The sequence below is a fragment of the Enterococcus sp. AZ071 genome (genome assembly GCF_050499065.1).
GTDB classification, from domain to species: domain Bacteria; phylum Bacillota; class Bacilli; order Lactobacillales; family Enterococcaceae; genus Enterococcus_A; species Enterococcus_A ferrettii.
Genome location: NZ_JBIPAS010000001.1, coordinates 2,088,771 through 2,112,460, shown reverse-complemented (window position 1 = coordinate 2,112,460; position 23,690 = coordinate 2,088,771). Strand labels below are relative to the sequence as shown.

The following is a 23,690-nucleotide window of genomic DNA, read 5'->3' as shown; positions in this document are numbered from 1 at the left end:
AAAGAGGTGTTGATAGTAGGCCATCAACACCTCTTTGATCATACTCCTTGATTAGAAAATTGTGCTTGGTACAGACGTTTATAGTAACCGCCAGCCTGCAGCAGTTCATCATGTGTTCCAACTTCCACAATCTGACCTTGATCTAAAACTAAGATTTGATCAGCATTTTGAATGGTGGATAACCGATGAGCAATGACAAAGCTAGTGTGTCCAGACATCATTTTTAAGAAAGCATTTTGAATATTTTTCTCAGTTAAAGTATCAACTGAACTAGTTGCTTCATCTAAGATCAGCATGGGAGGACGACTAATCATTGTCCGAGCAATCGTCAACAGTTGCCGTTGCCCATCTGAAAGTTTTAGACCAGCTTCGCCAATTACGGTATCCAATTTCTTCGGCAGACGCATAACAAATTCATACATATAAGCATCTTTCAATGCGGCATAAATTTCTTCATCCGTTGCTTCTTTTCGACCGTAACGCAAATTGGCTCTTAGACTGCTGTCCATCAACCAAGTTTCCTGTAAGACCATTCCGAAATGTTTTCGTAGACTTTCTCGCTGGATTTCGCGAATGTCGGTATCATCAATTTTGATACTTCCCTGATCAACCTCATAAAAACGCATCAGCAAATTTACTAAGGTAGACTTGCCAGCCCCAGTTTTGCCAACAATCGCGATCGTTTCACCCGGTTTTACCTTCAAGTTAAAGTCTTCGATTAGTTTTTGACCAGGACGGTAACTGAAGTATACATGATCAAATGTTACTTCACCCTTTACTTGATCCAAAGTGATTGCCTCAACAAGATCCGGTTTTTCAACCGGCTGATTCAATAAATCAAAGGAACGATCCAAACCAGCGATCGCGGTTTGCAGCTGAATGGTAATTCCTGACAGCTCAATGAATGGTTTGGTAAACTGACTGGAATAAATCGTGAAACTGGAGATCATGCCAATGGTATTGCCATAAGAGCCCTGCAATGCCAACAAACCGCCGACTAAGCCGACCATTAGATAGCCTAAGTGATCGACAAAACGTGAAGACGGATTGGTGAGGGAAGAGGCGAATTGCGCCTTTTGCCCACGTACATACAACTCTTGATTGATCCGCTCAAAATTTTGCTGGTTAACCTCTTCACGTTGGAAGGACTTCACGATCTTTTGATTGCCCACCATTTCGGTAATGAAACCGGAAATTTGTCCAACGATTCGTTGTTGACTCGTAAAGTATTTTTGCGAAGTCCGAGCTACAATATAAGTAATTAAGAATATAATCGGAGTTGCTACCAATACGACTAAAGTGAGTAATGGGCTGAGATACAACATGAAAACCAGTGCAACCAGCACGACTGACATGCCCGAAAAGACTTGGTTAAATACTGCCGAAACAGCTATGGATATATTATCCATGTCATTCGTAAAGCGACTTACGATGTCTCCCTGAGAGGACTGGTCGTAATAGCTTAGCGGCAACTGATTCAAATGGCGGAAGGTTCTATCCCGCAAGCTGGCAACTGAATCAAAGGCTACCTTATTTCCAATTCGTTGAATCAAATATTGACTGACCACAGTAACTAAGAATAGACCGATAAATAGACGCAAAATATAGAAAAGATGGTTAAAATCGACTTGTCCAGCACTCACCATTTGATTAATACCTACACCAATATAGTAAGTCATCATAACTGAAGTAATACCGTTGGCAAATCCTAGGATAACCGCAGCAGTTAATTCTTTCGGATAAGCGGCTAGATAAGGACCAAATAACTTAAGCGAACGAAAGAAGCTTTTCTTTTTATTCATGAGATTCGCCTCCTTCAGCCTGTGAGTCCGCCAATTCTTGATACATTTCGGAATCCTGCATCAATTGCATATGGCTGCCCTTTGCTACCAGCTTGCCATTGTCTAGCAGCAGAATAGTCGGTGCATCCTGAATTGACCGTAAACGCTGAGAAATGATAATGACAGAAGCATTCAACTCTTTTTTCAAGGCAGTTCGCAAATCCAAATCGGTTTGATAATCCAAAGCAGAGAGAGAATCATCCAAAATTAGCAGCTTAGGTTTACGAATTAGCGCTCTAGCAATCGTTAAACGTTGTCGTTGACCGCCAGAAAAGTTTTTTCCGTTTTCGAAAATCGGCGTGTCTAATCCTTCTGGCAAGCCTTTAACAAATTCCGTTGCCTGAGCAGTATCCAGCGCCTGCCAACATTCTTCGTCAGTGGCATCCGGTTTTCCCCACTGCAAGTTTTCCCGAATTGTTCCAGTAAACAAGACAGCCGTTTGTGGAACCATGGCGATTTCGTAACGCAATTGCTTCAAAGGCCAATCCTTTACATCATTGCCTTCAACGAATACCTGTCCATTAGAAGCGTCATAAAAGCGTGGAATCAATTGAATCAATGTCGATTTTCCGCTACCAGTGGCGCCAGTAATTCCCAAGATTTCATTTTCCGGCAAATCAAAGGTAATATCCTCCAGAGCCAAGCCTGAATCTTCTGTATAACGAAAATCTACATGGTCAAAACGAACCAGTGGAGCAGAGGTATCCGGCTCTACGGCTTTGGATTCCTCAACTAAAGAAGGCTCGGTATCAAAGACTTCATTGATCCGGTTGGCTGAGGCAGCTGCTCGAGTAAATAGCACTACTAGGTTGGAGACAACAATCAATGCTAGGAGCATTTGATTCATGTAATTGATTAATGCTAAAACCTGCCCTTGTTCTAAGTTTCCAATATTTACTTTAAAGCCGCCAAAATAAAGCAGTGCAACGACACCAATATTCATAATCAAGGTAGTGCTAGGAGACAGTAAAGCCGAAATATTCGCAACTTTCTGGTTTAGATCCGATAATTCAACGGTCTTCTCGCTGAAATGATCAGTTTCTGTCTTGGTACGAGCAAAGGCACGAATGACTCTTACTCCGCTTAAATTTTGCGTAACTAATTGGTTCAATTGATCCAGCTGATGCTGAACTTTTCGATACAAAGGAACAGAATAGTAAATAATGAAATACAAAATTAAACAGAAAAAAGGCAATAGAATCAAAAAAATAAGCCCCATTTGCCAATCAATATAGAAGGCCATAATGACTGAACCAATGCTTAAGAAAGGCGCACGTACTACCAAGCGAATCAACATAGCCAAAGCCTGCTGCATTTGATTGATATCGTTGGTCATTCGAGTAATTAAAGTATCTGTCCCAAAACGGTTCAATTCTTTATGAGCAAAGCGGTTGATGTGGGTCATCAGTTGATTTCTCAGTACAGTGCCGAAGCCCTGCGAAGCAATCGAGGCATAATATTGACAAACCAGAGCACAAAGCAGGCCAAGAATAGACAATCCGAACATCCACAAAGCCATTTCAATGACCTTTCCTTGATTGTTTTTGGCAATTCCTTCATCAACTAAGCGAGCCATAAACAAAGGCAAAACCAGTTCGAAGACAGCCTCTAAAAATTTAAAAAAGGGGCCAAGAATCATTTGTTTTCGATATTCTTTGGCATAACGTAATAGCCGAACCATAGTAAAATTCCCTCCTTAAAAATAGGGTTCTCTCCCATTGTAGCTCATTTTGTTAGAAAACGGACGAAATTTGATACGAGATTTTGCAGAAATCTGGTAGAATCAAACAGAAGGAGGGGAACGATGGAACGAGAATTTTCAATTGTTGTGCTTTTATTTTTTTGTTATTCCTTGATTGGCTGGGTGTGGGAAACCATTTATTGTTCGATTAAAGCCAAGAAATTTGTGTATCGAGGCTTTCTGTTAGGACCAATCACACCTATTTACGGCTTTGGTGTACTGGGGGTTTTATACTTTATTGCACCTTATCAGAACAATGAGCTTGTGGTTTTTTGTCTGGCTTTCATTCTAATAACCGCATTAGAATACGTTACCAGCTTTTTATTGGAGAGACTATTCCATGCCAGTCTTTGGGATTATAACCAAGTCCCCCTTAACATTAATGGTCGAGTGGCTGTACCGGTTTCGATTTTCTGGGGGATCTGCTGTTTACTAATTGTTGAAGTAGTAAACCCGCGGTTAATGCTGCTGGCAGCTAACTGGAGTGACCGTTTTGGCATTTTTCTGCCTATTGGATTACTGATGCTGATCAGCTTTGATTTAGGCTTTACCTTAAGTAGTGTGCCAGCTTTCCGTCGCGGATTAAATGAGTTAAATGAAGCCATCCAAGAAAAGAAGGGCCAGCTGCAGCAGACAGTGGAGGAAAACAAGGACCTTTCCAGTTTGCGGCTATCAGAAATCAAGCAGCAAGTTTCCGATCACTACGATTGGCTAGCAGAGCTGCGTCAGCCAAAAGAAGGCAGCCGACGCTTGCCTCGTTTGAATTTGCAGGAGCGCCGCTTCCTGTCGGGCTTTCCTAATATGCAGTCCAAGGATTTTAGCAGTTCAATCGAAGAAATTCGAAAATTGGTGAAGGAACTGCGCAAAGACAGCAAATAGTTAGGAGTGATACGTATGATTGATTTACATTGTCATATTCTTCCTGGGATGGATGATGGTCCGCAAACCCTCGATGAAAGTATAGCCATGGCCCACGAAGCAATTCGGCAAGGGATTACACATATTCTATGTACGCCCCATCATAACAACGGTCGTTACGATAATCCAGCTTCAAAAATAATTCCTGCTGTTCAAAATCTGCAGCAGGAATTAGACCGGCGAGGAATTGAATTGACGCTGTTTGAAGGACAAGAAGTACGGATAACGGGGGAACTGATGGAGGCAATCCAACAGCAAGAGATCTTGTTTACTGACTTGGACAATCACTACTTGTTAGTAGAATTTCCAACATTGGAAGTACCTGCATATGCTGAGCAGCTCTTTTTCCAGTTGATTGGGCAAGGCTATACGCCAGTGATTGTACATCCAGAGCGAAATGCCTTCTTTGGTCAAGATCCGAATCGTCTACTGCCTTATTTAGAAATGGGCGCGTTGACTCAGTTAACAGCGCCCAGTATTACGGGCTTCTTTGGCAGAAAGATTCAAAAAACGGCTAAAACGATGCTGGAGAACAAACTCGTTTACATGGTTGCTTCCGATGCCCACAGTATTCAGCATCGTGGTTTTTATTTAAAAGAGGCCTATCAAGAAATTGAGAAGAATGTTGGAATCGATTATGCGCAGGCCATGGAACAGATGGCAAAAGATTTGCTGAATGGGGATCCGGTTCAGCGGCCGGGCTTTCAAAAGATAAAACGAAGTCGCTTTTTCTAAAAAATGCGATGCACAAGAAGAGCTTATTTCCGTCGAAGTTAGAGGGAAATAAGCTCTTTTGGCTGTTCCCTTTGCACATACATTTTATGTAATTTAGTTTCCAGATTGTAAAAATCAAGTTTCGAGGGTTCCTTTGGAATAGCCACGTTTGGAATTTTTGAATACCCATTTGTAATCGTTCGTTTAGTGGAAAGAACTAAATCAATCGTTTGAAAATCAATTAAACAATCGTGATGAGTATAGATTTCCAAATTTATATGTCCTAAAAATTCAGTTTTAATCCGATTAATCAGCCGATGTTCTTCCAGATTTGATAAATCTGACACAAAAAAAATACGTAAAGGCTCCTCCATTTTAGGGATAGGAGTAATTACTTCAAATAATAATGGATAAATACTCAATAAATAATCCGTTTCTTTAAAAAGGGAAAACCCCGTTTCGTGATAGAGCAGGTGAATCAATTCTTTGGTTTTCATTATTAGATGCGGTGAAACCATCGTATTGAACTGAAACATAGATTCGGCAGAAGCAGATTGTTCTCTGTTTTGAAAAAGCTGGCAATATAAGTGAGCACTGTACAAGCACTTATTAATCAGCTGGAGCTCGTCTTTCGGGACAATAAAGTTATGATTCAGCGATAAATGATCTTTTAATGTATGCACGGATTGAGATAATTGCGTATTTTTTTCTTGATGAAAGTTGAGAAAAAGCTTACGAATATAGGTATCATTGAAAGCTTCATCTCTAGTGAAAATATATAGAAATAGAAAACCGACTTCGTCTCTTCGATGTGCTTGTTTAGGCAAAACATCTCTTAACTCATTGGCAAAGCGAGTGAACAGCTCATTGTTGTCGATGTTCTCCGATAATTCCTTGGTTAAAATGACATACTTCTCCTGCTTCGTTCGTTCAATACAAACCGCAACCATGCAAAATACTTTCATATATTCATAATCAGACAGACATAGATGAAAAAAGTCGATGATCTTTTTGACCAGTCTTTCAGTTAACAGCTTTGTTGTACTCGTATAAGGCCAGTACCCTTTTGCATAAGAGTTGACTAACAGAAAATAGCTTAATTTCCGAATTTGAATTTCATTTCCTAATAAATTTAGGGATCGTCGCTCGATAGCAATGCCCATCGGCAGAAGTTTTTTGCGGAATTTGTTAATCATTCGCCATAAGGAAGATTCACTAACGTAGAAATTATGGGAAAACTGAATAATTGAATGTATCTTTCCGAAAAAAATATCCATCAACAACTTGTAGTTAATCGTTTGCTCGATCATGAAGAAGACTAAATCACTTAACGTTGGATCAAAGTCATAAGATAAGAAAAATCCTTTGCGTTCATGCTTCTCTAAACAAATGTCCGCGTTCATGGAAAAGGCGGAGATATCTTCTTCAATAAAAGCAAGATATTTTAAAATAGTTCGCTGGTTGATGCCCAATTGTGAAGACAATTCATCAATGGACAACCAGGTTTTCTTCTCCTTTAGTAAATAAACAATTTTAATCTTAGTAATCGTTTCCTTATCAAACAGTGAAGCTAAATAATCAATTGAAAACATCCTTATAGACTAACCCCTTTCCTACCTAACAAACCAGACATGCAGTAAAATCTCCTAATAAATGTTTAACTCATAAAATAATTAATTAAAAAATGAAAACATGATTTTCTGTGTGATTGCAGGATTTTTAACTTAATAGAAACAAAAAAATCTGTTTTGGACTATTTAAATATTATTTTATACTTTAAAATCCTGTTTGATCGGTCAAAAAAAGACGCTAAACGAACAAAATTAGACGTTTAATTGGTTAATAGTTAGCTTATTATTAACCGTGCTTAAGGGAACATCGAGGGTTAGTGAGGTGTTCAGTTTACAAAAGAGGGGAAATAGTTTGGGTGATCGTATAAGAAGTTATTTTTTTTTGATATTACTAATGATTTTTCCATTGGTAGATATTTTCAATGGCGTTTTTATCACATATGGGCATGAAGTTCCTCTGGGGATTGCATATAGACTATTATTTATCTGCTTTATTCTATATAGCGTGCTGTTTCAAGGAATCAGGCGATCAGGAATCTTTTTTCTGTTACTTCTTTCATTGGTCTCACTGATTTTGGTTTGTGTCATTCAGTCCTTTTACTTTAGAACGGGGATACCAGCTTTGATCAAGGAGCTTTCATACATTATCCGTTTTTCCTTATGTTTATTGATTCCTTTTTTTGCTGAACAATATCAAGAACAGTTTTCGCTGAAAAAAATGGCTTGGTTAACCATTGTATTAGATAGTTTCTTGGTTGGCGGTTTAGTCATCCCTTATCTCTTGGGGATTGGCAATAATACCTATGACGAAACAGCTGGATTTAAAGGCTTCTACTTTGCAACAAACGATATTGCCTATGCCTTCTTGATTCTGTTGTTTTTAATTGGCTGGTTTTTAATCCGCCGGGAGAAACCCTTCCAAACCATAGTATTATTGGTTCTTTATTTTTCTAATCTGTATTGTCTAGTGATTTTGGGAACGAAATCAGGCTTGCTGGCAGGTGTTTTGTATTCTCTTTATTTGGTCATTTATTTTATTTCTCACTATCGGAGCCGAACCCTCTACGAACAATTCTTTGTGTTTGAGTTTTTACTGCTGCTGTTTTTATTGCTAGTAGTGAAAGGGAAAGAATTTATACTGAAGTCTTTGTCTAGTGTAATTACCCGATTTGTTTATTTCAAAACGTTGTATCAGGACGATTGGCTGCGCCTGCTTCTGAGTTCTAGAAATGTTTATTTGAGGGATGCTGATGAACAATTTTTACAAACACCCAATAATCAGGCCATCTTTTGGTTTGGCAGCGGCTTTGAGAATCGGTGGGACTGGTATGGACGAAAGGGCGGGCTTATCGAAATGGATTTCTTCGATATGTTTTTCTCTTATGGAATGATTGGTTTAGTTGTGCTTGTTCTAGTAGTGAGCTATTTCTGGTTCATTATTCTTAATAAAGGCACCAGTAAATTTGGGTTGTTCCTGTTACTCTTCACAATTATTTACAGTTTCTTAGTAGGCCATGTATTCTTTTCGGCACTATCGGCGACGGTATTTGGCGTTATGGCCATGTTTATTCAAGAAATAAAGAAGGAGCAGCTAGGCTGAATATGAAAAAAATTATTATGGTTGGACCAGACAGTAAGGGAAAAGGGGGCATCTCAACCGTTATTCACAATTTTATCCATTCCTTCAAGCAAGAGGAATGGCAGGTTTCGTATGTATGCTCCTGGAAAGCGAGTGCTAAACTTCTTTACTGTTTGCGCGCCTGGTGTCAGCTGTTTTTTCTTACCCATACACAGCAAATTGAGATTGTTCATATCCATGTTTCTCAAGATGCCAGTTTCTATCGAAAGGCCATACTTCTGACAGCGATTAAAAAGAATGCCAAGGTGATTTTTCATATGCACGCGCCTCAATTTGATCTTTTTTATCAAAGGAAGAGTACCAGAGGTCAGAACAGAATTGAAAAAATTTTTAATCGTGTAGATTTGGTAGTTGCTCTTAGTGAAGAATGGGCCCAATTTTATCAGCAGCTTACGACTACTAAGGTGCAGGTGATTGAGAACGCAGTAAATGTACCTGAAGTCTTTCACTATCAGGTGCACTCGAAGAATGTATTAACCTTCGGACGTATATGTGAACGAAAAGGAAGCCAAGATATCGTGACGCTTGCTAAGAGAATTGAGAAAAAACTGCCGGATTTACGTTTCAGTTTATATGGGGATACTGATGAGACAACAGTCAAGATTATTCAGCAAATCAAGGATTTAGATTGTCGCAATGTTGAACTACATGGTTGGACCGATCAACAAGAAGAGTTATTAAAGGATTGTGCTTTGCATTTGCTGCCTTCTTATCATGAAGGAGTCCCCATGGCAATTTTGGAAACTATGGCAAATGGTGTCCCCAATCTGGCAACCGAAGTAGGAGGAATAAACCAGGTGGTTAAGCATCAAATAAATGGGTATCTAGTTTCTCCTGGAAGTATTGATGAGATGGAACACTATCTATTGGCGTTCTTCAGTGATCCTGAAATGCGTTGTCGTTTTTCAAATCAGGCAAGAATGATGATCGACGAGCATTTTTCTATTCCAAACTATCTTCAGAGCTGGAATAGGGTGTATCAATCTTTAACTAAATAAGAGGAGAACGGCATGGTGTATTCATTTAAAGATTTTTTGCTTTTTTTGTGGCTCCGTAAAAAGTGGTTGAGTATCGCAACGTTGGCAGCTATCGCAGTTGTTTTCAGCAGCCTAGTCTTACTAAAAGGATTTGATTATTCAAAAAAGGTTTCATTTTTATTACCAGTGACAGAAGTCCAAACTGCAAAAAAATGTCGAGAATGAACAAGAATTGGAGAATCGAATCATCGCCAGCAACATTAAGCTAGTCGAAACTTACAAAGAAATGGTGAAAAGTGACCAAGTAATGGAGGAATTACAGAAAAAATTTCCGAATCAATCAAAATCAGACCTGACAAACGCACTGACTGTAACCAGTAGTATCAATTCTCAAATCTTTACGGTTGTCATTACAACAGATAATCCCAAAATCAGTCAAAAGCTGGCCGCTGATTTAAGTAAGATTTATCCGCAAGTCGTAAAAGACAGTCAATTACCAAGAGAAGTTTTTCCACTAACGGCTGAAGCAAACGATTTTTATCGTTCGCCAAGCATAGTAAAGGTTCTGACGTGCACGGTTCTTTTCAGTCTATTTTTAAGTACGACCAGCTGTTTTATCTGGGTCTCCTTGCGTGAACGGAAGTTTTTGCGAAGTCCAGAAGCTGTTTCCAGTTTAGTTGAAGTGGACGTACTCGGTGTAGTGAACAGGTACGAAATATAAGAGAGGAGGTAGGGCAATGAAGGCACTACTAGTTAGTTTTATTGACAGTTCAAATATTGGAGATCGCCTAATTGCAGAAACCTTGGATAAGCAGCTGTTAACTGACTGTGAAACGAAAAAATATAGTTACAAATTGATTGAAGAATCGCAAGTAGTTATAAAACAGACAGTTGTTCCTCGTTCAAAGCTTCATGAAATTTATTACAAGTATTTTCGAAGTATTCCGTTTTTAGGCAATGTTGTGACAAAGGGGAAATGGCTTCGCGGCAGACATAGAATGTATGACTTGAAGGACATCGCAAATTTTGAGCAAGCGTTGACTCAAGCGGATCTGTTAGTAATAGGCGGTGGAAATGCCATTTTTGATTTATCATCGGCTACCTTGTCTGCTCAAAGATTTGATCAGGTGGTTTCACTAGCTAAAAAACATCAGGTCCCCATTTTTGTCAGCTCAATTGGAATTGGGCCATTTTGTACAAACAAGCAAGAAGCTGCAGCAGTTGAAACACTAAAAAAATGTGAGTATGTCACGTTTCGGGATCAACGATCACTGAATTATTTACCAGAGGATCAGCACTCTGCAGCTTATGGTTCAGTAGACCCAGTTTTTTTACTGCCAGCTACTTTGCCTTTTGAACAATTAAAGGCTAAAAAGCGGCTGAATCAGCGAATAGGTATTTGTGTGATTGATTATCGGATTACCGGATGTTCTCACAAAGAGTATCTAAGCTACTTAACCCAAATGAAGCAATTGATTCAGCGGTTGGCTCAAATGAACAGTGAAATTATTTTGTTTTCATCTGAAATTCAAGATTATGAAACGCTCGAAGCGATTTACGCCAGTTTTGAAAACTATTCGCAGGTCACTTCTGTCTTAATCAAAGACAAGGAAGCCTTGCTGAAGTTGTACGAAGGGTTGAACTTAGTGATTGGAACGCGAATGCACTCAATGATTGTTGCAGTGTCTCAATATATACCGATTATTGGTTTATCTTGGCAGCAAAAGGTGAAGGAAATGTTTCGAAATCTCAATTTGGAGGATGACGTGCTGCCAATTGAAGAACTGGCCCCGAATCTGGATTTGCTAATTGAGAAGGTTCAAACGAAGCTGACAAATAATCCACAGGAACTGATGAAAATGAAAGAGTGTAAAGAAGCCATGCAGGGAAAATTTGCGATCAATCATCAGATTATGCACACGCTAGAACAGCGTTTCCAGGAATGATGAATCAATATAAAAAGTTAGTCAATGATTCGCTCATTCTGGCTATCGGCAGCTTTGGCAGCAAGTTGATTACGTTTTTCTTAGTAGGGTTTTATACCTACTATTTAACAACCGCTGAGTATGGAATGGCTGATCTGCTCCTTAACAGCATAAATCTAGCTCTGCCAATTGTCAGCCTCAGTATATCAGAGGGGGTGCTGCGTTTTACCTTAGACAGCAACCAGCAGCAGGAAAAGGAAAAACTATTACATACTGCTTTAAAGATTAATAGCTGGGGAATTGGAATGATTGGATTCATCTTGTTTGGCAGCTATTTTCTTATTGGATCTGGTGGACTTTCGTCGGCAATCTGGCTGTTCAGCTTTAGTTTACTGGTTTTGCAATCCTTTCAGCTTATCCTTATGCAATACATCAAAGGAATGGGGAAATTAAAGGTTTATGCTGCAAATGGTATCTTATTGTCCCTATTAACGTTGTTGTTTGGATTTCTGCTTTTTCGTCGAATGCAGGATAAGTTGACTGCCTACTTTTGTTCCTTAGCATTGGCTAATGGACTATCACTGATCTTTTTAATGGGAAATGCTTCGTTGCATACCTGGCCGACGAAAGCGAATTGCTTGAATAGAGATCAAACTAGACAGCTGATTAAATATAGCCTGCCTTTAATTCCTAATTCTGCTATGTGGTGGGTATTGACGACCTCCAGCCGTTTCATAATGACCTTCTTTTTAGGAGTAGCCAGTAACGGAATGTATGCAGCTGCCAGCAAAGTTCCCAACCTATTATCAGTAGTCGGTTCTATTTTTTTGCAGGCTTGGCAGCTGTCAGCGGTGGAAAACCATCGAAAAAAGAATGCTTCCGTCTTTGCTCAAAGAGTTTTTAATTACTACAGCACCTTGCTGATTGTATTTTCCAGCTGCATTCTGTTGTTCTTGGATCCGTTAGCTTCTATTCTGCTGTCGAAAGATTTTTATTATGCAAAAGCATATATACCGTTGCTGTTGATTAGTAACTTTTTCTCCTGTATCTCAGGCTTTTTCGGCACTACTTATATAGTAGTAAAAAAAACACGCGGCGTTTTAACTACTTCTTTGGTGGGAGCAGGAATTAGTTTGATTGCCAGCTGGTTGCTTATCCCGTTTATCGGAATTAATGGAGCTTCCTTGGCTTCTGCGTTAGGTTTCTTTGTAATTTTTTATCTTAGAAAGCGTCAAACTCGTCAGCTAACGAAAAGTCAGTTGTCTACCAAGCGAATGAATGGGCAGGTGATCTTGCTGCTCCTTCAGATCGGACTGCTTTACTGGTCCCCTGTGTCAAAGGGAGCAACAGTCCTGCTGCAAGTCTTGTTGCTAATTTTTATGGGGTTGATAGGGATCGTGCATCAGCCTGTTAGAAAGGAATAATCCAATGAATAAAATAGAACTGTTTGGCTTACCGATTGACGATGGCACTCTGACAGAAACGGTTGAGGAGATTGTCACCCGGATTCGACGAAATGAAGTAATAGAGCACGTTGGAGTTAATTCAAATAAAGTCGTGTTAAGTCAACGAAATGCACATATTAAACAAATCATTCAGCAAGCGGATATGGTGAGTGCCGACGGTTATTCAGTTGTCAGAGCCTGTCACTGGATTAATAAGACAAAAATTGAGCGAGTGACCGGAATTGATACGATGCAGGCGCTCTTAAAACGAGCAGAGGAAGAAGCGTTTAGCGTGTATTTTTTAGGAACAAAGGAAAGTACATTGGAAAAGCTATTGACGGCAGTGCAAAAGCAGTACCCAAAATTACGAATTGCAGGTGCGCATCATGGCTATTTCAAAGACGCGGAACAGGTGGTCGAGGAGATTGCGGCCTGTCAGCCGCAACTATTGTTTGTTGGTATTACTTCTCCTTATAAAGAAGAATTCGTCAATAAATACAAGTATCAGTTGAAAGCCAATTTGATCATGGGGGTTGGCGGAAGCTTTGATGTTTTAGCCGGAGAGATTTCACGAGCGCCAAGATGGATGCAGCGCAGCGGATTAGAGTGGCTTCACCGGTTTATGAAAGAACCGCTGCGCCTATACAAACGCTACATTTTTGAAAATTTGTACTTCGTTTATTTAACACTACGGGAGAAGGCGAAATGAAGAAAAAGCGTGTGTTGCTGCTGACTTACGGTAAATTGCCTGTTCCAGCTGTCCGTGGCGGCGCAATTGAAACTTTGATAGAAACATTAATTGAAGAAAATGAGCGGCACCAATTAGTGGAACTATTCGTGATTTCTCGAGAGGATTCAGCGATTGAGTCTTTCAATCAGAAACATCAAGCTACTCAAATTATTTCAGCAAAGACGAAAGAACATCCGATATGGTGGTTTTTTCAAAAGTGCATGAATAAGGTTCTTGCTGCGTTTGATGGAAAAAAGCGTACGTTAATCCCCTATCCGGTTCTTATAGCCGAGGCCAAGGATGTTTTGCAGGAACAACCAATGGATTGTGTAATTGATCTAAATTGTCCAGAACGAGTTCTAAGCCTGAGAGAGTTTTATCCCGGCAAATTAGCTGTTTATTTGCATAATGACTATTTGAATCAACGGACATCACATGGGAAAAGCATATTCCAACAGTTGGATGGCATAATTTCAGTTTGCGACTTTTTAAATCAGCAAGCCAAAACGATTCCTGTTACTGGAACTGAACCACAATTCTTTCGAGTAAACAATGGCATTGATCTAGCTAGCTACCGCCCGCCTGAAATGGAGGAGCGCAAAAGCTGGCGCGAGAAATTCAATATAGAGGAGAAAGATTGTGTAATTGTTTTTTTCGGCAGGATCACGGAAACGAAGGGGGTTCACCTTTTATTGAACGCGTTGAGCCAAATTGAATATAAAACCAAGGTCAAGGTGTTGATTATAGGAGGAAATACCTACAGTTCGGCTCAGCAGGATAGCTATGTCAAAAAGGTCAAGATGCAAGCTGAGAGACTTCCTATCGATGTTGTCTTTACTGGGTATGTTGACAAGGAACAAATTCCCAACTATTTGAAAGCTGCGGATATTTGTGCAGTTCCATCAATTTTTCATGAGACTTGCTGTCTATCTGCTGTAGAAGCGCAAGCGATGGGGATTCCGGTTATCGCGACAAAAATTGGCGGTATTCCTGAATACATCAGTCAGAACAGTGCTCTACTAATTGATTACGATAAAAACTTTGTCGAAAATTTTGCTAAGGGTCTTGATCAGCTGATTCATCATCCTGAGTTCAGACATCAATTACAGGAGCAAGCGATTAAGCAACGGAATCGCCACTCGAAGGAGCGTTACTATCAGGAATTTGTTGCAAGTGTCGAAGCCTTACTCGCGGATTAGTACAAAAGAAATCTCAATTATAAAGGAAATGAGGACTATTCAATGAAAATTTTAATTTTAACCAAGAATTTATTGGCCGAAACTGAATGTCAAAACAAGCTCCAGCAATTAAATAATGAGGTGCTGTGCAGTACCAGTTTAGTGAAGGATAGTTACATGACGCCAGGAAAGACAGAAGCGATTCTTTCCTATTTTAGCTTAGTTATTTTGAGTGAGACTATCTCTTATCAGGAAATAAAGGCAGTCGTTCCAATCATTCGAAAACATGCGACGGCAATCGTTCGAAAGTTTGAAAGTGACTATACTAAAGACTTCGAGGAAGAGCAAACGGAATATGTTATTGATCAATGGATAAGAAAAGACGCTTCATTAGAAGAAGTGAGAGAGCTTTGTCAGGCTATTACTCAAAGAGAAAGTGACAACCAAGTAGAGATTTTATTCTCTAATGGGAAGGGTGTATTTAATAAAGGGCAGTATCATTTTTACGATATTGGTTTTTCTAAACGTGAAAGTGCTTTGCTGCTGTCTTTATACGAATGCCGAGGATCCTATCTTTCTCGTGAAGAATTGTGCGGGAAAATTTGGAAGGAAAAGCTGGTTTCAAATTCGCAGCGTTCAGCATTGTCGACTTGCGTACGAAATATTAAGTCTAAGGTACGCAAGATTGGCATTCCATGTGAACCGATTGAAACAGCTTGGGGCAAGGGATACCAGATTTCAGATGAATTCTATCAATTGATTAAGGTATAAACGTATAGTCCATTTGACAACGGCTTATAAATAAAAAGTTCGTAATTGAACAAAAAATGAATGGATCCGCACGATATTTCTGCTTTCATTCAGATTTAAAGCGATTTTTAATAAAAAATAGTAAAAAACGAGTAATTAATTGATGGTTCAAAAAAACGAAAGTGTTCTACTATTGGATTGTTGCTTTGAATCAGTTGAAAAAACAATAGTCAGTATTTTGGGAGTAAAAAATAAATCGGCTCAGGTTGTCGATCTGTTGGAAGTGAAAGAATGAATAATATTTATGAAAAGAACTCCACAGCAGAACGAGTTGAATTAGTACAGCAGTCTGTTTCTGATGATTCGGCTTATTTCTTTGGCAAAACGAAACGCACAGTGGATGTTATGGTGAGCCTTTTGGGGTTGGTTGTCTTGTTCATTCCCTTTGTGCTGGTTGCCGTTTTAATAAAACTAGAAGATCCGAAAGGGTCGGTTTTCTTCAGCCAGACTCGTGTGGGAGCAAAGGGGCAGCCTTTTATTTTGTACAAATTTCGTACGATGTCGGTGGATGCTGAAGAAAGACTGAATGAACTATTGGATAAAAATGAGATTCAAGGATATATGTTCAAAATGAAATATGATCCGCGGATCACCCGTACGGGCCGGTTTTTGAGAAAATTTAGTATTGATGAATTTCCTCAGCTATTTAATGTTTTAAAAGGAGACATGTCACTTGTTGGGCCTAGACCAGCTTTACCGTGTGAAGTAGACAAGTACTCCAATTATCATCGGTTAAGATTACGAATCAAGCCAGGCTGTACCGGACTGTGGCAAGTCAGCGGACGCAACAAATTGCATTTTGAAGAAATGATCAGATTAGATCTAGCCTATATAAATAAAGGAGATTTGTTTTTTGATTTGAAAATCATCGCTAAAACATTGTGGGTAATACTTACACATGACGGCGCATATTGAGCAAGTACATAAATAATCGGGAGCTGTAAATCATTATGGATGAATCGTTGAATTTCTCTTTCCTATTCAGAATAGTAAGAGAAAAATTAGCAACAATTATATTTTGTAGTATCGCAGGCCTGTTAATTGGCGGCTACATTTCTTTTTTTTGGATTACCCCGCAATATAGCTCTCAAACGCAAATGATTGCTGCTACTAAAGCAAATGAGGAGGATTTATCGAGTGAAATCACGGCTAATTTGCAATTGGTTAAGACCTACAAGGAATTGGTGTTAAGTGATCTAGTGCTAGGCAGAGTCCAAGCGAAACTAAAGGCTGAAGAAAATACTTCTATGTCTTTAGGGGAATTAAGAGCAGCGATCACCTTGGAACAGCAACAAGAATCACTTTTTTTCTCGATTCGAGCAATAAGTGACAGACCAAGGTTATCTGCATATCTAGCGAATACCACCTCTGAAGTTTTTCAGGAGGCTTTAGCTGAAAGTCAAATTCCGGGTGAAATATCGATTACGACTGAAGCAACTGCTAGTCAGTCACCAGTTTCACCAAATCACAAATTGAATTTGGTCTTAAGCTTGTTTGTGGGTGGAATGCTCGGCTTTATTTTTGTACTGCTGCGTGCCAGTCTGGATCAGACAATTAAGTCTGAACAGGTCATTTACGATATCTTTGGCTGCAATTCATTGGGGATTATTCCTTTTACCAGCAATACGGATATGAAAATGACTTCTAAAGATAAAGAACTATTGAGCAGAAATCTTTCTGATAAATCAATCACTGTTTCACGGCGTCAAAGAAAAAGAATCTAAATAAGGAAGAAAAACCAACATGAAAGAAACCGAAACACGTTTAATTTCGATTGAAAACCGATTCTCTCCCATTACGGAACAGTATCGCAATGTCCGTACCAGTATTCAATTTGCCGCAACTTCTGGCAATCCATTGAAGCTGCTGCTGATTACTTCGACAGAACAAGAAGAGGGAAAAACAACCTTGGCTGCTAACTTAGCAGTTGTAATGGCTGAAACCAATAAAAAGGTTTTGCTGATTGATGGGGATTTACGACGAGCCACTGCTGGAAAGTATTTTAATGTATTGTCTTCACCAACACAGGGATTTAGCACACTGCTAAGCAATTATCGACAATTACCAGAAGAGGTTATTCAAAAGACCCCAATTAAAAATTTAGATTTTCTTCCGGCGGGGCCGATACCGCCGAATCCGTCAGAGCTGTTGAATTCGAATCGATTAAATCAACTCTTCGTTATGCTGGAGGAGCAATACGACTTAATCATTATTGATTCACCGCCGTTGCTGGTAGTAACGGATGCTCAGCTGTTTTCTTCGAAGGTGGATGGTGTGGTTCTAGTAGTAAGAGAAAATCGTACTAAAAGAAATAATTTAGTCAAATGCAAAAATTTATTAGAACGCTCAAATGCTCGCCTGATCGGGGTTGTATATAACGGAGCTAAGTCAATGAATGATGGGCACTATAAATACTATAAGTATTAGGAGGTGGTTGATGAATAGGACGAGGTTTTATCTCAAATAAAAGGGAAGAAGAAAGGGGAAAAAGAAGTGAAGAAAAAGAAATTATTAACTATTGGGGCCAGCGGCTTGATGCTGCTAAACGCCGGGCTATTGCCTGTAGTGTCATTAGCAGAAGAGAATACCGCACCAACAACTGAGGAGGCAGCACCTTTACCAGAAGGAAAACTTCCGGAAGAATCTACTGCTGCTACTAGCGAGTCAACTTCAGAAGCGCCTACATTAGAGGTGCCGATAGATACCAGTGAAGAGGTTGCACCGGCACCAGAAGAAAGTGCTGAAGTACCGACCGCTGATACACCAGAGCAAGAAGAGCAGGCAGCGCCTGGTAGACAAACTCGTGATATTGGTTTAGTTGCGTGGGGAGAAATTGGCTTAAAGACCTCAACGGGCAAAGAATTAGTGATTAACAATAAAAAAACAGAAGGTATTTTAACTGTCGACTTAACTGTTAAGCAATTAGCCAATTTAGGTGTTTCTGACAAAACTTTTTATCAAGTCAAATTACCAAATGAGTTCAAACCTTTATTGCAGGATCCACGTTTTATCAACTATCTTTCTGGTCAAATGAAGGCCTGGAATATGGGGATTCCAATAAAATCTTATAATTACAAATCGACTGATATTAAAGTTGATCCTGACAGTGGCTCGTTAATTATTCAAAATCCAAAAGTTTCAACGATAATTGGGATTGTTCCAACTGTTTACTGTACAGTAAATATCGACTTAGGTGGATTTGTTTCAGATACTGAAATTCGTATACCTAACTCATTAGACGGTAAATACCACTTCAGCACAGCCTTAGCTCAGGACAATAACGTAATCGACTGGACTGTCGGTGGCGCGAAAGAATCGAGTGGATTCTTAGAATATGCTAAATTGGATCCTGCTTATGGAACAGAAAAACCTGTTTTAACAGCCTCTGATCGTAAAATTGTTTTAGGTGATAATTTTAGCGGAGCCTTTGCAATGAAGGGCGTTTCTGCTGTAGATAAAGAAGACGGTGATCTTACTAAGGATGTCGTATTACTTGATAATCAAGTTCAGTCAAATGTTCCTGGTACGTATCCTGTCACTTATAAAATCACGGATAGTGACGGTCTAACCGCGACTAAAACAATCAACGTAACCGTCGCAGCTAACTCGCTGCCGGTTATCCATGCAGAAAATAAAGTGATTGAAAAGGGTGCACCGTTTAATCCATTAGAAGGTGTTACGGCTAGTGATGAAGAAGATGGCGATTTGACTTCTAGTATAACCATTCGTTCTAACTCAGTAAATACCAATGTTGCTGGAAAGTATTACATTACTTATGCAGTAACAGATAGCCACAAAGGTGTTACGACTAAAGATATTGAAGTAGAAGTGAAGAGTACAATTAACAGTATTACTCCTAAAGATTATACAGTTGGCCAAGGCTTAATTACTGGTACGTATGAAGGGGATGTCTCTTACCTTGAATTTTATGTAGACGATAACCTTGTTTCTAGTGGCGGTACCTTGAAAGACGGTAAATTTACTTATGAAGTAAACACTGGTTTAATCAAGAAAAATTCAAAAGTTACTTTGGTTGCCTATGATAAAAATAAAAAGAAATTAGACGAGAGACCAGTTAAGGTATTGTCAAACTATACTGGTACTGTTTCAGCATACGATTATACAGTTAATGATGAATATATTCGCGGTACTTATACTGGCGATGTGAAGAAAGCCAAAGTGATCGTGAATGGAAAAGCCTTAGCTTTAGGCGGCTCATTTAGAGATGGTGAATTCAGCTATTGGGTTGGTAAAAATGCAATCAAAAAGGGCGATAGTGTCTTAATCAACGGCTATGACGTAGATGGTGATGTCTTAACCCAAAATAACAAAGTCAATATTATTGCTGCTCCAGCCGCAACAGGTACAATTTCACCGAATCCTTTCCCATTGGGTTCAGAACAAATTACAGGAACTTATACCGGTGATGTGAAAAAAGCTCGTTTATATGTCAATGATCAACTCATCTCACAAGGCGGAAGCTTTAAAAACGGTACTTTTACTTATTATGTAGGTAAAAATGCGTTGTCTAAAAATTCAAAAGTACGTTTGGTGGCTCTTTCAGCGGATAATAAAGAATTAGACAGCAAAGTGGTACAAGTAGAATCCACAACTTCAGGAGCATTGTTAGCGGAAGCTTACACAGTTGGTGATGAATACATTACTGGATCATATAGTGGTGATGTGAAAAAAGCTAAAGTTATAGTAAATGGCACTGTTCTTTCATTAGGCGGTTCATTCACTAATGGACGTTTCTCTTACTGGGTAGGTGCCAATAAGATTAAAGCTGGAGAGAGCGTGTTAATCAACGGCTACGATCAAAACAATGTTTTACTAACACAAAACAATAAAGTAACGATTAAACCAGCGCCTTCTTTAAAAGGAACAATTACACCAGATTCTTATACAGTAGGCAATGGTGAAATTTCTGGTAAGTATACAGGCGATGTACGTAAAGCACGTTTAAGTATTAACGGAAATGTTATTTCTTGGGGCGGAAGCTTCAAAAACGGTCGTTTCACTTATTACGTTGGAGACTCAATTAAAAAGGGTGATGTTGTTACCTTAAATGCTTATGGAACAAATGATGTTCTCTTGCAGGAAAATGTCAAAGTACCATTCGCGGATGCTTCGTATACTGGCAGCATTTCTCCCAATAGCTATACTGTAGGTTCTGCTGAACTTACTGGCAGTTATCAAGGAGATGTGAAACAAGCACGACTATACGTAAATGGCGGATTGATTTCAATTGGCGGAAATTTCAAGAGCGGTTCATTCACCTATTACGTAGGGAGTTCAATTAAGAAGGGCGATACAGCGTATTTGATTGCCTATGCTCCAGACGGCAAGGAATTAGATCGTAAAACAATTTTAGTAAACTAGCGAACGGAGATTTTGAATGAAAAAATTAGTATTGAGCATTCTTGCAATTTGCTTTCTTCTGGCTGGATGCAGTACGGCAAGCGATAAAAAAACAGCCAACAGTGATGGAGACGGAGCTGCGCCAGTAGCAGAGGTTGCAGTAAAAGATGGGTTGAATACACCTTTTACAGCTGATGGTATTGAGATGAAGCTTACAGAAGTATCCAGCAGTGAGTCAGTTGATCAGGCAGATAAGCCTAAACAGTTGATTACCTTTACAGTAGAAAACAAAAATATTGGAACTGAGGATAAAGGAATTGGCGCCATCGATTTTCGATTAGTTACAGATAAAAAGGATAAAACCTATCCTGTGACGGAAGAAATGGAGGCATTTGGCGGTGTGCTGAAGCCAGACGAATCTGCAAAAGGCAAGCTTTATTATCTGATTGAACCCGATGAAAAACCAACAAAATTGGAATACGCACCCGCAGACAAAGCCTTGAAAACTTGGGACCTGCAATAATCGATTTTTTCATCCTCTTACTTTCGCAAATAATCATTGATCTTTTATTGCTTAGCTCCATCTTTCGCAGCTTCTGCGAACAATTTGAGAATCTTGGAAGAGAAGTATCCAACTGCTCTTCCAAGATTCTTTGCTATAAGAAATGAAAAGGAGATACATAATGCCGATAAAAGTAATGTCTGTTTTCGGAACCCGACCGGAAGCAATCAAAATGGCACCAGTAGTAAAAGCATTGGAAGCAGATGCTCGTTTTCAATCACAGGTAGTAGTTTCTGGACAGCATCGAGCTATGCTGGATCAGGTTCTGGCGTTCTTTGAAATCATTCCTGATATTGATTTAGCTATCATGAAGGAAAAGCAAAATTTAACGGATGTGACCACTCGAATTATTAGTCGGTTAACTCCGGTTCTAGAGACGGAAAGACCCGATATTGTGCTGGTGCACGGCGATACTACAACTACTATGGCGGCAGCGTTAGCCGCATTTTACCAAAAGATTACCATTGGACATGTCGAGGCAGGTTTGCGAACCTGGAATAAATATTCGCCCTTCCCCGAAGAAATGAATCGTCAGCTAGTTGATAACCTGGCAGACCTTTGCTTTGCCCCTACCAAGGAGAGTGCTGAAAATCTAGTCAAGGAGAATCAAGCGGCAGATAAAATTTTTGTGACAGGCAATACGGCTATTGATGCGATGAGCTATACCATCAGCCCCGAGTATACACATAACTATCTACCTGATAATGGCAAACAAAGACTATTGGTAACCATGCACCGCAGAGAAAATCTTGGAGAGCCTATGAGAGAGGTCTTTCAAGCGCTCGCTCGAATCGCAGCCGAAAAACCAGCAATTGAAATCATTTTTCCTATGCATAAAAACCCCTTAGTTCGAGAGCTGGCACGAAAGGAATTAGGAAATTTCACTAATATCAACTTAATTGAACCGCTAGATATCTTTGATTTCCATAATTTTGCCCAGCGCTGTGACATCATTTTGACCGATTCTGGTGGTGTTCAAGAAGAAGCCCCTTCCTTAGGTGTTCCTGTACTTGTTCTACGTGATACCACAGAACGACCAGAGGGAGTGAAGGCGGGAACCTTGAAGTTAGTTGGTACTGACGAGGAAACTGTTTACCAAGAAACGATCAGACTTCTAACGGATGAAGCAGTCTATTCTAAGATGGCCAATGCTGTGAATCCCTATGGTGATGGCCATGCTAGTCAACGGATTGTTGATATTTTAGCCACACATCAAGAAATTAGTTTTACATAGTTGCCAATAGACGACTGCAAGAGAATAAAAATGGAGTGGACAAATGGGAAAAAAACAAAGAGCTTTTCGGCGAACGAGAAAACTTAAAAAAATATTGCGGATATCAGTTACCAGTTTATTGATGAGTTTATTACTAATCATTGCAGTCGGCGGAAAGGTACTATATGACGTAAAAGGAACAACAGACGCTGCTTACGAATCTGTTGAACGAACGCAGAAAGCAAAACCAATTGACTTGAAACGCAAGGAGCCCTTTAGTGTTTTACTGCTTGGTGTAGATACCGGTGCATTAGGTCGTACTGAACAGGGACGTTCAGATACGATTATGGTGGCATCAGTTAACCCAATAACAGAACAAACAACGTTAGTCAGTTTGCCTCGAGATACGTATGCTGAAATTGTTGGGCAGGGTTCATTTGATAAAATTAATCACGCCTATGCCTTTGGCGGAACAGCTATGACCATTGCTACCGTTGAAAAATTACTGGACATACCGATCAATTATTACGTAACGATTAATATGGAAGGAATCGAGTCTCTTGTTGATGCAGTAGGAGGTATTGAAGTATCCAATCCCTTTGCTTTCACGTATGAAGAAACCGAGTTTCCAATCGGCTTGCAGCATTTAAATGGAAGCAACGCATTAAAATACGTACGCATGCGCTATGATGATCCAGAAGGAGATTATGGCCGACAGGCAAGACAACGACAGGTCATCGAAGGAATCATGAAGCAAGCGGTCAGCATTAGAGGGTTAACCGGTTATCAAGAAATACTTGCGAGTTTAGGTGACAATATTAAGACAGACATCCGTTTTAAGGATGCGGAATCAATAATCAGAAACTATCGTGGGGCTTTTAGTAAAGTAGAATCTGAACAGGCTAAAGGAGAAGGATTCATGCAGGATAACATTTCTTACCAGCGGCTTTTACCAGACGAATTAGCGAGAATTCAAGTGCTGCTGAAGAAACAGCTAGCCAAATAACGGAGCAAGCGAAAAAGAAACAGCCGTATTTTGTCAAATATGATACATTTTGTAATAAA

The 23,690-nt window shown here is 39.5% G+C and carries 20 protein-coding genes; 17 read left to right on the top strand and 3 right to left on the bottom strand.

Going from position 1 to position 23,690, the window contains the following annotated elements:
- Window positions 1-38 precede the first annotated feature (38 nt).
- The gene (locus tag IGI49_RS10400) at window positions 39-1,802 is read right to left on the bottom strand and encodes an ABC transporter ATP-binding protein (RefSeq protein WP_429964429.1); all 1,764 of its coding nucleotides are present in this window, start codon (window positions 1,800-1,802) and stop codon (window positions 39-41) included.
- Window positions 1,795-3,522 carry an ABC transporter ATP-binding protein gene (locus tag IGI49_RS10395; RefSeq protein WP_429964428.1) on the bottom strand — a complete coding sequence of 576 codons (1,728 nt, stop codon included), beginning with the start codon at window positions 3,520-3,522 and terminating at the stop codon, window positions 1,795-1,797. Before IGI49_RS10395 ends, IGI49_RS10400 begins: the two co-directional genes overlap by 8 nt.
- Before the next feature lie 123 nt (window positions 3,523-3,645).
- On the opposite strand from IGI49_RS10395, the gene IGI49_RS10390 reads away from it, so the two are divergent.
- Together IGI49_RS10390 and IGI49_RS10385 are read left to right on the top strand one after the other, a co-directional pair.
- Complete coding sequence (locus IGI49_RS10390) at window positions 3,646-4,461, top strand: putative ABC transporter permease (protein WP_429964427.1); 816 nt, start codon at window positions 3,646-3,648, stop codon at window positions 4,459-4,461.
- Window positions 4,462-4,476: 15 nt separating this feature from the next.
- Entirely contained in the window at window positions 4,477-5,235 is a 759-nt protein-coding gene (locus tag IGI49_RS10385) for a tyrosine-protein phosphatase (RefSeq protein ID WP_429964426.1), read from the top strand.
- A 38-nt stretch (window positions 5,236-5,273) separates the two neighbouring features.
- On the opposite strand, the gene IGI49_RS10380 is transcribed toward IGI49_RS10385, so the two are convergent.
- The gene (locus tag IGI49_RS10380) at window positions 5,274-6,806 is read right to left on the bottom strand and encodes a helix-turn-helix domain-containing protein (RefSeq protein ID WP_429964425.1); all 1,533 of its coding nucleotides are present in this window, start codon (window positions 6,804-6,806) and stop codon (window positions 5,274-5,276) included.
- A 361-nt stretch (window positions 6,807-7,167) separates the two neighbouring features.
- On the opposite strand from IGI49_RS10380, the gene IGI49_RS10375 reads away from it, so the two are divergent.
- From IGI49_RS10375 to IGI49_RS10305, 15 genes are all read left to right on the top strand, one after another.
- Complete coding sequence (locus IGI49_RS10375; RefSeq protein ID WP_429964424.1) at window positions 7,168-8,385, top strand: O-antigen ligase family protein; 1,218 nt, start codon at window positions 7,168-7,170, stop codon at window positions 8,383-8,385.
- A gap of 2 nt (window positions 8,386-8,387) precedes the next feature.
- Complete coding sequence (locus IGI49_RS10370) at window positions 8,388-9,422, top strand: glycosyltransferase family 4 protein (protein WP_429964423.1); 1,035 nt, start codon at window positions 8,388-8,390, stop codon at window positions 9,420-9,422.
- Between the two features lie 211 nt (window positions 9,423-9,633).
- Window positions 9,634-10,122 (top strand): YveK family protein, encoded by a 489-nt coding sequence (locus IGI49_RS10365; RefSeq protein WP_429964422.1) that lies wholly within the window; start codon window positions 9,634-9,636, stop codon window positions 10,120-10,122.
- 16 nt (window positions 10,123-10,138) lie between these two features.
- A complete protein-coding gene (locus tag IGI49_RS10360) occupies window positions 10,139-11,347 on the top strand; it encodes a polysaccharide pyruvyl transferase family protein (RefSeq protein ID WP_429964421.1) in 1,209 nt (402 codons plus the stop codon).
- Window positions 11,347-12,750: a lipopolysaccharide biosynthesis protein gene (locus tag IGI49_RS10355; protein ID WP_429964420.1), complete on the top strand. Its 1,404-nt coding sequence runs from the start codon at window positions 11,347-11,349 to the stop codon at window positions 12,748-12,750. The genes IGI49_RS10360 and IGI49_RS10355 overlap by 1 nt, the downstream gene beginning before the upstream one ends.
- Window positions 12,751-12,754: 4 nt before the next feature.
- Window positions 12,755-13,480 (top strand): WecB/TagA/CpsF family glycosyltransferase, encoded by a 726-nt coding sequence (locus IGI49_RS10350; RefSeq protein WP_429964419.1) that lies wholly within the window; start codon window positions 12,755-12,757, stop codon window positions 13,478-13,480.
- On the top strand, window positions 13,477-14,700 hold the full coding sequence (locus IGI49_RS10345; RefSeq protein WP_429964418.1) for a glycosyltransferase family 4 protein: 1,224 nt from the start codon (window positions 13,477-13,479) through the stop codon (window positions 14,698-14,700). Before IGI49_RS10350 ends, IGI49_RS10345 begins: the two co-directional genes overlap by 4 nt.
- 42 nt (window positions 14,701-14,742) lie before the next feature.
- Window positions 14,743-15,450: a winged helix-turn-helix domain-containing protein gene (locus tag IGI49_RS10340; protein ID WP_429964417.1), complete on the top strand. Its 708-nt coding sequence runs from the start codon at window positions 14,743-14,745 to the stop codon at window positions 15,448-15,450.
- A gap of 270 nt (window positions 15,451-15,720) precedes the next feature.
- The gene (locus IGI49_RS10335) at window positions 15,721-16,404 is read left to right on the top strand and encodes a sugar transferase (RefSeq protein WP_429964416.1); all 684 of its coding nucleotides are present in this window, start codon (window positions 15,721-15,723) and stop codon (window positions 16,402-16,404) included.
- A 35-nt stretch (window positions 16,405-16,439) separates the two neighbouring features.
- Entirely contained in the window at window positions 16,440-17,213 is a 774-nt protein-coding gene (locus IGI49_RS10330; protein WP_429964415.1) for a YveK family protein, read from the top strand.
- A 19-nt stretch (window positions 17,214-17,232) separates the two neighbouring features.
- Window positions 17,233-17,916: a CpsD/CapB family tyrosine-protein kinase gene (locus tag IGI49_RS10325; RefSeq protein ID WP_429964414.1), complete on the top strand. Its 684-nt coding sequence runs from the start codon at window positions 17,233-17,235 to the stop codon at window positions 17,914-17,916.
- A gap of 66 nt (window positions 17,917-17,982) precedes the next feature.
- Entirely contained in the window at window positions 17,983-20,871 is a 2,889-nt protein-coding gene (locus IGI49_RS10320) for an immunoglobulin-like domain-containing protein (RefSeq protein WP_429964413.1), read from the top strand.
- Window positions 20,872-20,887: 16 nt separating this feature from the next.
- Window positions 20,888-21,373, top strand: a complete 486-nt coding sequence (locus IGI49_RS10315) for a DUF4352 domain-containing protein (protein ID WP_429964412.1) — start codon at window positions 20,888-20,890, stop codon at window positions 21,371-21,373.
- A 160-nt stretch (window positions 21,374-21,533) separates the two neighbouring features.
- Entirely contained in the window at window positions 21,534-22,646 is a 1,113-nt protein-coding gene (wecB, locus tag IGI49_RS10310) for a non-hydrolyzing UDP-N-acetylglucosamine 2-epimerase (protein WP_429964411.1), read from the top strand.
- A gap of 43 nt (window positions 22,647-22,689) precedes the next feature.
- Window positions 22,690-23,631 (top strand): LCP family protein, encoded by a 942-nt coding sequence (locus IGI49_RS10305; RefSeq protein WP_429964410.1) that lies wholly within the window; start codon window positions 22,690-22,692, stop codon window positions 23,629-23,631.
- Window positions 23,632-23,690 lie beyond the last annotated feature (59 nt).

Coding starts and splice junctions, on each gene's coding strand:
- IGI49_RS10400 (WP_429964429.1), bottom strand. CDS start 1,802: ATGAATAAAAAGAAAAGCTTCTTTCGTTCGCTTAAGTTATTTGGTCCT.
- IGI49_RS10395 (WP_429964428.1), bottom strand. CDS start 3,522: ATGGTTCGGCTATTACGTTATGCCAAAGAATATCGAAAACAAATGATT.
- IGI49_RS10390 (WP_429964427.1), top strand. CDS start 3,646: ATGGAACGAGAATTTTCAATTGTTGTGCTTTTATTTTTTTGTTATTCC.
- IGI49_RS10385 (WP_429964426.1), top strand. CDS start 4,477: ATGATTGATTTACATTGTCATATTCTTCCTGGGATGGATGATGGTCCG.
- IGI49_RS10380 (WP_429964425.1), bottom strand. CDS start 6,806: ATGTTTTCAATTGATTATTTAGCTTCACTGTTTGATAAGGAAACGATT.
- IGI49_RS10370 (WP_429964423.1), top strand. CDS start 8,388: ATGAAAAAAATTATTATGGTTGGACCAGACAGTAAGGGAAAAGGGGGC.
- IGI49_RS10360 (WP_429964421.1), top strand. CDS start 10,139: ATGAAGGCACTACTAGTTAGTTTTATTGACAGTTCAAATATTGGAGAT.
- IGI49_RS10355 (WP_429964420.1), top strand. CDS start 11,347: ATGAATCAATATAAAAAGTTAGTCAATGATTCGCTCATTCTGGCTATC.
- IGI49_RS10350 (WP_429964419.1), top strand. CDS start 12,755: ATGAATAAAATAGAACTGTTTGGCTTACCGATTGACGATGGCACTCTG.
- IGI49_RS10345 (WP_429964418.1), top strand. CDS start 13,477: ATGAAGAAAAAGCGTGTGTTGCTGCTGACTTACGGTAAATTGCCTGTT.
- IGI49_RS10340 (WP_429964417.1), top strand. CDS start 14,743: ATGAAAATTTTAATTTTAACCAAGAATTTATTGGCCGAAACTGAATGT.
- IGI49_RS10335 (WP_429964416.1), top strand. CDS start 15,721: ATGAATAATATTTATGAAAAGAACTCCACAGCAGAACGAGTTGAATTA.
- IGI49_RS10330 (WP_429964415.1), top strand. CDS start 16,440: ATGGATGAATCGTTGAATTTCTCTTTCCTATTCAGAATAGTAAGAGAA.
- IGI49_RS10325 (WP_429964414.1), top strand. CDS start 17,233: ATGAAAGAAACCGAAACACGTTTAATTTCGATTGAAAACCGATTCTCT.
- IGI49_RS10315 (WP_429964412.1), top strand. CDS start 20,888: ATGAAAAAATTAGTATTGAGCATTCTTGCAATTTGCTTTCTTCTGGCT.
- wecB (WP_429964411.1), top strand. CDS start 21,534: ATGCCGATAAAAGTAATGTCTGTTTTCGGAACCCGACCGGAAGCAATC.
- IGI49_RS10305 (WP_429964410.1), top strand. CDS start 22,690: ATGGGAAAAAAACAAAGAGCTTTTCGGCGAACGAGAAAACTTAAAAAA.